The following is a 12,894-nucleotide window of genomic DNA, read 5'->3' as shown; positions in this document are numbered from 1 at the left end:
GGCGAGGATTATTCCTCGCCCTTTTTTTATCAGCCACAGGCATGGGCGAATGTGCCCGTCCAGTGTGCGTGCTGATTGCAATCCGGAAAGGCTGCCGGCGTCGAGTTGCCGCCATGCCATGGGTCGAACTGGCTTCCGCAGCCACCCTTGTAGGGAGTGGTGTTCGTCCAGTGGCTCCAGTCGGATTTACAGCCGCTGTAATGATCCTTGCCGACGCAGTCCCAGAAGTTCTTGTCGTTGCCGGAGGAGGAGTGACCGGAGCAGTCTCCGTGACCCTGCCAGGGAAGTGGCGAAGGGCTGTTGTTGGAGCAGGAACCGTGGCCGCCCCACCATGTCGGTGTCGTGCAGCCGTCATTGTGGTGATGATGCTCACTTCCACCACCGTTGTTACAGCCGCCTCCCGTGTTGTCATCACAGGAACTGGTGTGATCATGGCCCGGCGGCCATCCGCTGACAATCGAGGAAGACAGGTTGCTGTCGGCGATCACATAATCACCAGCCTTGTCCAGCGTGACTGTCAGGGAACCGGGCGTATAGCCATTTTCCGTATTGATGTTGCCGAGTGTGATGGTCTGATTGTCACTTGTCGCGATTGTCAGCGTATAGCTGCCGTTGCTGTTGGCGGAGTAGCTGGCAGAGACAGGAACGACACCACTCGAACCATTGATGGCGAATTCAGAGTTCTCGGAAACATTGTTGAAAACAGTGCTTACGTTTGAATAGTTCTGATCGAGCACAACCATGTTCTGTGTCGAGGGATCGAAATTGACAGTGCCGCCCGTTCCGTTCCCCTGTGTGTAGACAGTGCTGCCTCCCGCCAGATTGACGGTCATCAGGCTGTCCAGAACGACCCCCGCAGATTCCGAGCCCAGCGTGGAATGGTTCAGGTTGATCGTGCCGTTGCCTGAAAGGCTGCCGCTTGTGATGGTGACATTGGAGCTGTCATCAATCGTCAGGGTTCCGGAAATATGGTTGATCCCCAACTGAACCGGTGAAGCTGTGTCGATAATAAGACTGCCTGTGTCGAAAATCTGTAGTGCGGATGCTGTAAAGACGGGAGTGGCCGAGGCGCTGGAGCTGTCGCAGGCGGTAATTTTCAACGTCCCGTAATCGCCAATGGTCAGGCTGGGAACTTCAGTGGTGTAGGCGCTGCCGATGACGGCTGTGACAGGAGCCGATTCTGTCCCGGTTATGTTGATCTCATGATAATCTGTCGGCAACTGGCCTGAATTCCAGTTTGTCGGGTTCAGAAAGTCAGTCGATGTCTGTCCCGTGAAATAGTCAGTGGCATTCTGTACCATGATAACGCTCAGCCTTTTGCATGTTTTGTTACCGTTGGATTGCCTGAGGAAGTTTTCCTCTCAGTAATCTGGAAAAAATAATACATCATTTTTGTCATTGAGAAGATATTACAGATTGTTAATTTTTTGGATTTATATAAATATCAGAACGAAAAATCCGGACGAAAATTTAATATATAAAGTAAATACAAGAACTAATAAGGTTTCACTGACGACGATCTGGAAAGGGTAGTATAAATTAAAAATCAAAATATCATATTTTATACGTATAAATTAAAAAATAAGGCGCAATTTCGTCTATAAATATATAATTATAGACGAAATTATCGATTTCTTATTTTAGAGATCATGTCTGATGGTATGACGAGGAAGAACGCTCAGGCTCCTTCAAGTCCCCGACCGACCATTAGCTTCGGATTCACATACCTGTTGAAAGTCTCTTCATCCACGCCGGACGCGAGGGCGGCCTCCCGAAGCGTCTCACCTTTCTCCATGGCGCGATGCGCGATGGCCGCCGCCTTGTCATAACCGACAGCCGGATTGAGGGCCGTTACCAGCATGACGGAGTCTTCAATGTATTTCTGAAGGTTTTTTTCGTTGAGCGTGGTGCCGTCCACGGAAAAGATGCGGAAATTGTGGCATCCGTCAGCCAGAATGCGAATGGCGTGGAGCACGTTTGAAACGACGACCGGCCTCATGACGTTGAGTTCAAGATTACCCTGCGCACCCGCAAAGGCCACGGCGGCATCATTGCCCATGACCTGCGTCGCAATCATGACCATCGCTTCGCACTGGGTCGGGTTGACCTTGCCGGGCATGATGGAAGAGCCGGGTTCGTTCTCAGGGAGATGAAGCTCACCCAGTCCACAGCGTGGCCCGGAGCCAAGCCAGCGCATGTCATTGGCGATTTTCATCAGTACCACGGCAAGCCCTCGAAGCCCTGCGGACGCCCTGACCATGGCATCCAGACCACCAAGCGCGGCAAATTTGTTCGGAGCGGTGACAAAGGGTTTACCGGTCAGCTCGGCAATTTTTGCGGCAATCGCTCTGCTGAATCCCGAAGGAGCATTCAGGCCGGTGCCGACGGCCGTGCCTCCGGCGGCAAGCTGAGCCAGTCCCGGAATGGAGGCTTTTAAAGCATCGAGAGCATCTTCAAGCTGCTGGGCCCAGCCGGACCATTCCTGCCCGACGGTGAGCGGCACAGCATCCTGAAGATGGGTGCGGCCAACCTTGACGACATCCATCCACTGTTCGGATTTGCTGCGGATGGCACCAACCAGTGCTTCAATCCGGGGAATGAGAGTATTCTCGATTTCCAGCAGCGTCACGACATGCATGGTCGTGGGGAAGGAGTCATTGCTCGACTGTCCCATGTTCACGTCGTCGTTGGGGTGAACGGGTTTTTTGGAGCCGATTTCACCGCCGAGAAGCTGGATTGCCCGGTTGGCGATCACTTCATTCGTGTTCATGTTGGTCTGGGTGCCGGACCCGGTTTGCCAGACGAAAAGAGGAAATTCGCTGTCGAGCCTGCCCTCAATGACCTCGTCACAGGCGCGAACGATGGCATCCGCTTTCCACTGAGGAAGCCTGTCCTCGGCAAGATTGACCAGAGCAGCGGCCTTTTTGACAACTCCATAGGCCCGGCAGAGCTCAATCGGCATGACATCTCTGCCGATTGAAAAATGAACAAGGCTTCTCTGGGTCTGTGCACCCCAGTAGTGCTGTGCGGGCACCCCTATCTTGCCCATTGAATCGGCCTCAACGCGCACGCCCTCGGCGTTAACGCCTATGGGGATATCCCGAATTGTAAAGGTGTCGTTCATATCTGGCTCCGGTAAAGATTTTATCCAGACTAGCGATTGATGAAGGTTCGGGGGTGGAATCTCGCGAAGCTGTGATCTTTATATGCTTTTTGCAATGTATTTACCTGAGCTTCTTTTCATCTTTATTTCGAAGAAACGGTGCCAGAGGCGTTTCATGGGAAGTTAAAGATTTATCCATGAATTTCGGTTCAACCTGTAGCTCAATTCCGATGGCAGCTTGGGTGCTTAGCCGATTGTGCAACCGAGAGAACAGGCTACATGACCAGCGATCATAAAGTCCTTGATATCGACAGCAGACTCAGCTTTCTCGGTCTGGGGAAAGCGGAACTTGATCAGTTGGAAGGACTTGTCGGGGTTATTTCCCGGGCTCTCCCCCGGGCTCTGAATGATTTTTACATCAGAATCAGCGAAACTCCTGAGGTCGCCCACTTTTTTACAAGTGAGGAACAGAAGGCGGACGCAAGCTCGAAGCAGTATCAGCACTGGAGGAAAATAGTCACCGGACGGTTCGGGGCCGATTATTTTCGTGATGTGGAACGGATCGGGGTCACGCATGCCCGTATCGGACTTGACCCCAGATGGTATATCGCGGGCAATTCCCTGATTATCGAGTATATCGTTGAAGCAATCGTTCAGGAGGACTGGCCCAAGGTCGTGGGGGGAGGGTTCGTTCGAAAGCCCCGGATCACAGGGAATGAAAAGAAACTTGCCAGAGATCTTGGCCTGCTGGTCAAGGCGACGATGCTGGACATGGAGCTGGCGGTGACGTCAGCCCTCAACGAGCTTGAAAAACAGCGGAAAATGGCGAAACAGGAGCAGGAAGAAGCTCTTGAAATGCTGGCCATAGCTCTTGAGCGGGTGGCGGAGGGCAATCTTGTCCAGTCAGTGGACGCCAAGTTGTGGGAAAAATCCCCGCGACTGGGAAGCGCTTTTGAAAAGTTGCTGAATGGTCTTGGTGGGTTGATTTCCTCCGTTCGGGAAACCGCCGAAAAAGTGGAATCCGATGGGCGCGCTGTGGGTGAGGCGAGCCGTAAGGTTGCGCAACAGATGACTGTGCAGGTCAGCGGTCTTGATACGATCGTTCACACGATCGAAGATGTGACGGTTTCTGTCAAAAAGGTCGCTGATCAGACGGTTAATGCGGACAAGGCAGTAAAGAGCTGTTGCAAGGAAGCGGAAAGAGGGCAGGAGATCGTGTCCGACGCCTCTGTCGCAATTACAAAGATTTCGGTTTCATCCGGTCAGATCAGCCAGATTATCGGAATGATTGATGAAATCGCTCTGCAAACCAATCTGCTGGCTCTGAATGCCGGAGTAGAGGCGGCGCGCGCTGGCGATGCCGGAAAAGGTTTTGGGGTCGTTGCCCAGGAGGTGCGTGCTCTGGCCGGTCGCTCAGCTGATGCCGCCAAACAGATCAAGTCTCTTGTCTCTCTGAGTGTCAGGGATGTCGAAGAGGGAGTGAAGCTGGCTGGCGCTGCGGGAAGCGCCATTGGCAACACAAGGAGTTCGGTTGAAAGTGTTGGGGGGCTGATTGGTCAGATCGCGGAAGCATCAGCCACGCAGGCGACGCGTGTTGATGAAATCAGCCGGGATACGCTGCGGCTTGCGCAGGATACAAAACGGAGTGCTTCCGTTCTGCACAACACGATCAAGATAGGTCAGGAGCTTGAGGTGAGTTCATCCCAACTGCTGCAACTGGTCACGAATTTCAAGCTGCGCAACTCAGCTAATGAACACACCTCTGCCCTGTCCGCGGTTGAATGGAGTTAATCTCCGTTCTTCTGTCGCAGCGCCATGAGTTCGAGTGCGCGGGCGTAGACAGTCTTTTTCGGCAGGCCATTGGCTTTGGCCACAAGAGCAGCGGCATCTTTAACTGACTGACTGGCCAGTGCTGTTTCAAGCTGGTCATCCAGAGTGTCGGCATCCTGTTCGAGTTCATCGAATGGGCCAACGAGAACCGTGATTTCGCCTCTGGCCACCGTTTCTGCATAGAAAGAGGCCAAGGCGCCGAGCGTGCCGCGTTTGGCTTCTTCAAAACGCTTTGTCAGTTCCCGCGCAACTACAGCAGAGCGGTCCGCGCCGAAAATGTCTTTCAGATCGCTGAGCATTTCCGCCAGACGATGAGGGGCTTCGTGCCATATGAGCGTGGCTCTCAGGCCCGCTCTTTCCGCGGCATGCAGAGTGGCGAAACTCTCCTTTCGGGCAGCGCTTCGCGGCGGAGCAAAACCCACAAAAAGAAAGGGATGAGGGGGCAGACCTGAAAGGACGAGGCCTGTCAGTGCGGCATTCGGACCCGGAACAGCGGTGATGGTGATGTCCGCGTCGATTGCGGCGCGCACCAGCCGATATCCGGGGTCGGACAGGAGGGGCATTCCCGCGTCTGAGACAAGAGCAATCTGCTGCCCTCCCAGAAGGCGGTCGATCAACCCCGGAACCCGCTGCCGTTCGTTGTGTTCATGGAGAGGTTCAGCGCGCGTGCTGATGTTGTGCTCAGTGAACAGACGCGCCGTCACACGCGTATCCTCGCAGAGCACAAGATCTGCTGATCTCATGGCCTGAACCGCACGAGGCGAAAGATCGCCGAGATTGCCGATCGGCGTGGCGACGAGAGTCAGAAGCCCGCCTTTCTTGGGCGCGGCCGGTTCATCCTCGTCGGTCTCTTCTTCAGACCGGACATGACGCAGCCGCATTCCTTCGCTATGGGAGGAAGCATCATCAGGGTAACCCTCCGCCTGTGGCCCGACAGGCAACCGTTCATATGAAGAGGCGGACGATGGATCGGACATGCAGGTTCCTGTCGCGAGAGGCGGCTGATACTAAAATACATGGTTGTGACGTTACGATGCGGCCTGTCGGCAAGAGGAACGTAACGCGCAGTATTCTGCGGCATACCAGCCGAAACCTTGCGCGTCACCTTTCGGGCGTGGCGCTTCTGGCGCTCGCTGCCTGTAGTTCGGGGGGCACCAGCGGTCCGGGAGGGCTTGCTGGGAGCGATCAAACCGTGTCGGCTCCGAATGTCGGGGTGCTGCTGCCTCTGACCGGAGCGAACGGGGTGCTCGGCAATGAAATGCTGGCTGCCGCAAAACTGGCGCTGTCAAAGCAGAGCGGGACACTGCCTCCCCCCAAGCTCGACATCCATGATACGGCGCGGGCAGGCGGCGCTGCGCAGGCCATGCAGGCAGCTATTGCATCCGGGGATGGTATCGTTCTTGGGCCTCTGACCAGCGTTGATACGGCGTCCATCAGCCCAATGGCTCTGCGCGCCGGTATTCCGGTTATTGCCTTCACCAGTGATCTGGCGCAGGCCCGTCTCGGGGTCTGGGTGTTCGGCATTACGCCGCAACAGCAGGTTTCGCGTCTCGTCGATGCTGCAAGGCAGGAAGGCCGCCATCACTTTGCGGCTTTTCTGCCTGACACACCGCTGGGTCACGCTATGGGCGACGCACTCGTGCGCTCCTGTCGTGAAGGTAGTCTTGCAGACCCACTGGTCGTCTATCATGCCGGCGGCTCTGAAGCGATCCGAAGCGGACTGGCCACTCTGAGCGCCTATGACAGCCGGGTCGCAACAGCATCCGGCCAGACGACAGGGCCTGCGCAGGACCTGCCCGAGGATCTGGCGGCAGCCCTGTCGTCAGCTTCGAAGGCAAGTGTGAAAGCTGACGCCCAGTCTCCGGGTGACCCAAAAGCCTCTCCTCCAGAGCAGGCTGCAAAAGCGACGCCTTCCGATACATCTTCTTCAACCTTGTCGGCTCCTCCGTTCGATGCCCTCCTTCTGGCCGATACGGGGCTGGCTCTGAAAAACGTGATTGATGCACTCAAGGCCAATCAGGTTTGTTCCAGTGATGTCCGTCTCATGGGGCCGGGTCTGTGGGGGGCCTTCGCTGGAAAGCTGGGAGCTGTAGCCGGAGCCTGGTATGCAGCGCCGGATCCTGCGGCCCGTACACTGTTCGTGCAGCAGTTTTCGGCCCAGAATCACCGCGTTCCCAAGCCGCTGGCTGACCTGTCATACGATGCAGGCACGCTGGCGCAGTCGGTCTACACCGCAACCGGCGGAAGAGGATATCCGGTCGATCTGCTCACGCAGCCTCAGGGATTTTCCGGTGTTGATGGCGCTTTTACGCTGACTGGAGACGGTCAGACTGTACGCAGACTGGGGATTTTCGAAATTCAGTCTGGCGGTGGTGCCCGTATTCTTCCTGCCCACAAGTCTGCGGCTCCGGCTCCCGGCGCTTCCTGACACAATCCCTGATCTGAATCGTTTCGAGCCGTCTCTCTTTTTTTTGGGAGGCGGCTTTTTTTATGTTCGGCTCAGAAAGAAAGTGTCTTTTCGTTTTATTACAAAATGTTGAGAGACATTCCGCAAAGCACGACGGCTGAGATCAAGCCGAAAGAAGCAGTTTCCGATAATTACGAAATGTAACAATATCGTGTGATGATATTGCGAGCCAATCGCATTTACGACATAGCGATGACATCTTATGCCACGAGATGTAGGAATTATGACGAATCGTTTCATCCGCCATACATTGCGGCCCACACCGCTCACAGCCGGATTGACTCTGGCCTGTTCAGCTTTTCATCCACAGGCCGCTGATGCTGGAACGGTGAAAACACGCCATGCCCACTCCCGAGTGGCGATACACAAACCCGTATCAACGCAGAACGTGCCGCTGCAGGCTTCTGGCGCTGGAGGGGCGACCGCTACAAACACAAGCGCCCATGCGGTGAATACGGGCGCGAAAATTCTGGAAACAGGACCGCATTCAGAAAATATTCTGGTGCGTGGTCGTAGTATGAATGTTCTGACGCAGGATATGGGCTTTGGCCGTATGCCTCAGGATGTCCTGCATACGCCGCAGACGGTGAACGTCGTGCCGAAAGTCCTGATGGAGCAGCAGAACGTCAAGTCTCTTGAAGAAGCGCTTCGGAACGTGCCCGGTATTACCGCATCCGTAGGTGAGGGTGAGGGCGGCATGAGCGGAGACCAGTTTCTGATCCGCGGATTTCAGGCGCAGAATGATATTTACCAGAACGGTTTGCGCGATTTTGGCGTCTATAGCCGCGACAGCTTCGATTATGATCATGTGACGGTCATCAAGGGACCGTCCTCCGAAGTCTTTGGTAACGGCACGACGGGTGGCGCGATCAACGTCACGACCAAGGTTGCCCATCTGGGGAACAATTACGGCGGTAACTTTTCGGGCGGTTCCGGGGCTTATTATCGTGGCACCCTCGATCTGAACCAGCAGATCGGTGAGCATACGGCCATCCGTATTACCGGTATGGGCAATGAAAACGATACTGTCGGCCGGAATAATGTGTATTCACACCGTTGGGGACTGGCTCCGTCCATCGGGTTTGGCCTTGGCACCAAAACGACGTTTACGCTCGAATATTTTCACCAGAGCGATGACCGGATGCCTGATTACGGCGTCCCTGTTATCACGCGTCCGGGCGCCACGGTTGGAAAACCTGCGACTGAATACGGACTGAATCGTAAGAACTGGTATGGTACGACCTACGACAAGGACGATTCATCGACCGACATGCTGACGGCGCGGCTCAAGCATGAATTCAATGACCATATTACGGTGTTCAATGATCTTAAAGGCGGCCTGTACAGCCGTTACTATTCAGCATCGCAGCCCGGATGCGACACGACCTGTGCGAAAAATTTCTTTACCAACCCGTCAGCGGCCATGATCAACAGACGTGGTCATCTGGGTGGGCCTGAGCCCTATCAGCAGGATGACTGGTCTGTTCAAAACGTTTTGTCCACTCTTGCCAAATTCAATACCGGTTCTGTCAGGCACCAGATTATAGCCGGCATTGATGTGATGCATGTGTACGACCGCCGCAAGAATTATGCCTACAATTTCAATGGCCAGAACGGCACGCGCACTGATACGACCAGCATGATCAATCCCTCGATGGTGCAGCCGGGTCTGCTGCTCGGTGGGCTGGGACAGTATCAGAAAAATCTGGTGAATATTCCCAATGGCGTAGGGAACAAACTCTACAAGACAGGCGATGCAACGGATGTCGGTGCATTCTTCTCTGATCAGGTCTGGCTTGTTCCATGGTTTTCGATCAAGGCCGGTTTCCGGTGGGATCACTGGAACAGCCATTATGCCGCGACTGACGGCGCAACAACTGCCGACACACGGCTGCATCAGCAGCAGGATACGTTCAATCCCAATGTCAGCCTGATGTACACGCCGACCGACAACGCGATGGTGTATTTCAACTGGTCGGAGTCCACCACGCCTCTGGGGCTGTATGTAACGAACAGCAGTGAGCCGATGACCGTCAATGGCTCGAAAATGCATCCAGAGCGCAGTCGTCTTTACGAAATTGGCGCTAAATATAACGCATTTAAGGGGCGTGTCGGCTTTACCGTATCAGCTTTCCGCCTTGAGAAGTCGAACGCAATCCTTGGGAGCGACAGCAACAGCTCTGTGATAGCCTCCAGTGACCGCCAGCGTAATCAGGGCGTGGAACTTGGCGTCTCTGGTGAAATCATGAAAAACTGGCAGCTTATCGGGACATATGCCTATTACGATGCGACGACCACATGGTCCACGACTGCGAGCAATGTGGGCAAGCACGTTCTCTATGTCCCGAAAAACTCTGCGACTCTCTGGACAACTTACACAGTCGCACCGGGTAAGCCCTGGAACCTGATGTTTGGTGGTGGGCCGACCTGGCGTGAGGGTGTTTGGCTGAACGCGGGAAATACAGCGCGGGTCCCTGCGAATCTGGACTGGAGCGCCGTGGTGTCTCACTCGTTCCTGAACAATCACTGGCGTATAGCCATGAACGGCTACAATCTCGCCAACCGTCTGAACTATGCCAATCTGTTCAGCGATCGTGCCGTGCCTGCCGTCGGTCGGACATTCCTGTTTTCTGTCTCGGCCAATTACTGATCCGCTCACTATCTGCCGGACGGGACCAGCTTCATGCCTGTATGAAGATGGTCCCGTCAGCCCAGAGACTTACAGGTTGAAGAGAGACAAGCCGCTTGCCGATATATCGTTGGCAGGCGTTTATTTTTCAGATTGGATGAGTGGTGTACATCTCTGCGATGGCTTTCAGCCTGTATCGGAGTGTTCGTTCCCACGATGGGCCGGTGACGACCAAGCAGTAAATGTCAGAATTCACGCTTGCAGTGGCGAGACATGAAATCAGGGTCAGGCCGCTGCGACGGAGCCCTGTAGAGGAAGGGCCGGACGGATGAAGTCGAGCGCCATTTCAAAGGAATTCTCGTGGCTGAGGACGTTGCCGCGAAGAGCGTCAACGACAACCCAGTGTGTGCCTTCCGGATGGACGACGTAAGCAGGGCTTGCGTTCTCACGGACCCAGATCAGAGCCTGCTCCGAGTCTGCGAATGTCGCTTCATCGTCGATGCAGATTTCTGCATCGCAGAGTCCCATACGCTTGCCGGCTTCAAGCCAGCGGCCGAGATATTCGCGATGGCGCGGTAGAATAACGGCCATGCGAAACGGGATAACATTCGAAGGGAACACTGACGGTTCGGTCTGCATTGCCTGGGACATCCCTGATCTCTCCTCTACGTTCTGAGCAAACGGTATGGGCTTCTCTCTCGGCTCGCCAGTGAGAAAGAGGGAGGAGCGCTTCCAGAAGAGGCAGGTTTGGAAAACTGTGATCAAAAAGATACAGAACGATAAGGTGTGGTAAAATTTAAGCATAAAAAAAAATCATTTTTGGATAATATACGCACAAAAAATAGGCATAAAGTGCAAAAGAAGATCGTTTTGTAGGCGGAAAGACGTCTTTGCGATCAGAATCGTCGTCTTATTTGAATTGATTCGACGTCCCGTAAAGCTCTTTCGACCAGCGTCGGTGCAACCACAGCCAGCTTTCGGGCCGGGCCCGGATCCACGCTTCCAGCCTGTCATTGATGGCCTGCGTCAAAGTCGCGACATCATTCTGCCGGTTGCCGGTGTCCAGAAGAGGCATCGGTGGTTCCACCACGATCCGCAACCGCGCCGGTCCAAGACGTTGCACATAACCCGGGATAACGGTGCAGCGGAATTTCAGGGCCATCGCCGCCAGCGCGGGCGCTGTCATGGCGGGTCGATTGAAGAACCGCGTCTCAATACCGTCATTCATTTTCTGATCGACCAGCATGCCAAGCCGATGTCCGGTCGCTACCCATTTCAGCGCGTCTCTGGCCCCCCTCGCGCCCTTTGCGAACAGGGGAAGTGGATCGGGCATCGCGGCGTCACGCAGGTCACGGATCATCCGATCGACCAGTGGGTTGGCTGCGGCACGATAAAAGGAGGCGAAACCCGCACCATATCTGGCAACGCCCGGAGGGAGCATTTCCCAGTTGCCGATATGGCCCGAGACAAAAAGAACCGGGCCATTACTGCGGGCTGCGGTCAGCAGATGCTCTTTGCCGGTCACTTCGAAACCCGGTCCTTCCGGCGTGTTTTCCTTCAGCGATGCGATATGCGGAAATTCTCCGACGGTACGGCCAAGGTTATCCCATACTCCTCTGATGATGCGTTTCCGTTCGGTGTCGTCCAGTTCCGGCATGGCGAGGCGGAGGTTGGTATCGGCCACTTTCGAGACAGGTAGCAGCGGACCAATGCCCGCGCACAATCTGCCTCCGATATTGGAAGACGTGTCAGGTCGGAAGCGCCGCAGAAACCATAACGTGCTGCGGGCAGTCAGCGCTTCCAGCTTCATGAGCCGCGACACCGATGCGGGATTTTCTCTGGTATGGTTTGAGGAAGCTGAAGTCATAACTGGCGCGTCCGTTCTGTCAGACGATCGAGGATTGAGTCCAATTGCTCCGGGTCGGTCCATTCCAACCCTACATTCACGATCAGGATTTTCTCACAAAAGGTTTCGGGAAGCCGTGCCGCATCTTTGGGTGTGGTGACCAGCCTAGCACAATATTGTGCGGCGAGATTCGACAGATGAGCAAGATCGGTGGCGGTGAAAACATGATGATCAGGAAAGGGAACGGCTTTCACGGGAACGACGCCCTGTTCGTTCAGACAGGCAAAGAATTTGTCCGGACGGGCGAGACCAGCAAAAGCGATGACCTTTTCGTGGCGTAATGTCGCGATGGACTGTTCCATCCTCAGGCCCGCTTTCAGGATCGGATAACGAACTCTGTCCGAAAGGTTTTTCTCAACGCCGCATAAATCCTGCCCCGTGATGACAATGGCGTTCGCGGCAGCCAGTCCTGTGTCGAGCGGCTCGCGCAACGGCCCGGCAGGGAGGACCCGCTGATTGCCGAACCCGACTGCGCCATCGACCAGAACGAAGGAGAAATCCTTGTGCAACCCGGGATTCTGGAAACCATCATCCATGATCAGGAAGGTGGCTCCGGCTGCGATGGCGGCACGGGCTGAAGCGGCACGGTCGGGGCCGACCCAGCAGGGGGCGGCAGCGGCAAGGAGGAGAGGCTCATCGCCGACATCCTCGGCAGTGTGGCGGGCAGGATTGACCCGCAGCGGAGTCTGTCCCTTTACTGCCTGTCCACGGTAGCCGCGTGTCAGGCAGTGAACCGCTACGCCCCGTTGATGCAGGCGGTGAACAAGATCAAGTACAGTCGTGGTTTTACCGGTTCCGCCCACCGTGAGGTTGCCCACGCACAGCACGGGAACCGACGCACGCCAGCCGGAGCGTCGTCTGCGCCCTGTTGCCACCAGCCCAACAATGACCGCCAGAGGATTCAGCAGACCGCTCAGCAGACCGGGCGGGCGAAACCAGAAAGCTGGCGCATTCAGACG

At 55.4% G+C, this 12,894-nt stretch carries 9 protein-coding genes; 3 read left to right on the top strand and 6 right to left on the bottom strand.

The genetic code is table 11. The features are described from left to right. Positions 1-29: 29 nt before the first annotated feature. Both LKE90_RS06185 and fumC read right to left on the bottom strand, forming a co-directional pair. The gene (locus tag LKE90_RS06185; RefSeq protein ID WP_291492497.1) at positions 30-1,301 is read right to left on the bottom strand and encodes a hypothetical protein; all 1,272 of its coding nucleotides are present in this window, start codon (positions 1,299-1,301) and stop codon (positions 30-32) included. Positions 1,302-1,678: 377 nt separating this feature from the next. Next, a complete protein-coding gene (gene fumC, locus LKE90_RS06180) occupies positions 1,679-3,124 on the bottom strand; it encodes a class II fumarate hydratase (RefSeq protein ID WP_291492496.1) in 1,446 nt (481 codons plus the stop codon). A gap of 258 nt (positions 3,125-3,382) precedes the next feature. Here fumC and LKE90_RS06175 point away from each other — a divergent pair, with 258 nt between their 5' ends. Then, positions 3,383-4,894, top strand: coding sequence for a globin-coupled sensor protein (locus tag LKE90_RS06175; RefSeq protein ID WP_291492494.1), 1,512 nt, complete (start codon positions 3,383-3,385; stop codon positions 4,892-4,894). Here LKE90_RS06175 and rsmI read toward each other — a convergent pair. Beyond that, positions 4,891-5,814 (bottom strand): 16S rRNA (cytidine(1402)-2'-O)-methyltransferase, encoded by a 924-nt coding sequence (gene rsmI, locus LKE90_RS06170; RefSeq protein WP_407066079.1) that lies wholly within the window; start codon positions 5,812-5,814, stop codon positions 4,891-4,893. The genes LKE90_RS06175 and rsmI overlap by 4 nt on opposite strands. 83 nt (positions 5,815-5,897) lie before the next feature. Here rsmI and LKE90_RS06165 point away from each other — a divergent pair, with 83 nt between their 5' ends. Both LKE90_RS06165 and LKE90_RS06160 read left to right on the top strand, forming a co-directional pair. After that, positions 5,898-7,361 (top strand): penicillin-binding protein activator, encoded by a 1,464-nt coding sequence (locus LKE90_RS06165; protein WP_291501012.1) that lies wholly within the window; start codon positions 5,898-5,900, stop codon positions 7,359-7,361. 262 nt (positions 7,362-7,623) lie between these two features. Next, on the top strand, positions 7,624-10,050 hold the full coding sequence (locus LKE90_RS06160; RefSeq protein WP_291492488.1) for a TonB-dependent receptor: 2,427 nt from the start codon (positions 7,624-7,626) through the stop codon (positions 10,048-10,050). A 264-nt stretch (positions 10,051-10,314) separates the two neighbouring features. Here LKE90_RS06160 and LKE90_RS06155 read toward each other — a convergent pair whose 3' ends face one another. From LKE90_RS06155 to lpxK, 3 genes are all read right to left on the bottom strand, one after another. Continuing rightward, complete coding sequence (locus LKE90_RS06155; protein ID WP_291492486.1) at positions 10,315-10,680, bottom strand: hypothetical protein; 366 nt, start codon at positions 10,678-10,680, stop codon at positions 10,315-10,317. A 259-nt stretch (positions 10,681-10,939) separates the two neighbouring features. Then, entirely contained in the window at positions 10,940-11,896 is a 957-nt protein-coding gene (locus LKE90_RS06150; protein ID WP_291492484.1) for a lysophospholipid acyltransferase family protein, read from the bottom strand. After that, a complete protein-coding gene (lpxK, locus tag LKE90_RS06145) occupies positions 11,893-12,891 on the bottom strand; it encodes a tetraacyldisaccharide 4'-kinase (protein WP_407066078.1) in 999 nt (332 codons plus the stop codon). Before lpxK ends, LKE90_RS06150 begins: the two co-directional genes overlap by 4 nt. Positions 12,892-12,894: the final 3 nt, after the last annotated feature.

The sequence above is a fragment of the Acetobacter sp. genome, from assembly GCF_022483985.1.
GTDB lineage: Bacteria > Pseudomonadota > Alphaproteobacteria > Acetobacterales > Acetobacteraceae > Acetobacter.
The sequence above is the reverse complement of the archived record's forward strand: the minus strand, read 5'-3'. Positions and strand labels throughout refer to the sequence as shown.

Excerpts from the sequence above, each read along its gene's own strand:
- LKE90_RS06160 (WP_291492488.1), top strand. The coding sequence starts at position 7,624 with ATGACGAATCGTTTCATCCGCCATACATTGCGGCCCACACCGCTCACA.
- LKE90_RS06150 (WP_291492484.1), bottom strand. The coding sequence starts at position 11,896 with ATGACTTCAGCTTCCTCAAACCATACCAGAGAAAATCCCGCATCGGTG.
- LKE90_RS06155 (WP_291492486.1), bottom strand. The coding sequence starts at position 10,680 with ATGTCCCAGGCAATGCAGACCGAACCGTCAGTGTTCCCTTCGAATGTT.
- LKE90_RS06175 (WP_291492494.1), top strand. The coding sequence starts at position 3,383 with ATGACCAGCGATCATAAAGTCCTTGATATCGACAGCAGACTCAGCTTT.
- LKE90_RS06165 (WP_291501012.1), top strand. The coding sequence starts at position 5,898 with ATGGATCGGACATGCAGGTTCCTGTCGCGAGAGGCGGCTGATACTAAA.
- fumC (WP_291492496.1), bottom strand. The coding sequence starts at position 3,124 with ATGAACGACACCTTTACAATTCGGGATATCCCCATAGGCGTTAACGCC.
- LKE90_RS06185 (WP_291492497.1), bottom strand. The coding sequence starts at position 1,301 with ATGGTACAGAATGCCACTGACTATTTCACGGGACAGACATCGACTGAC.
- rsmI (WP_407066079.1), bottom strand. The coding sequence starts at position 5,814 with ATGCGGCTGCGTCATGTCCGGTCTGAAGAAGAGACCGACGAGGATGAA.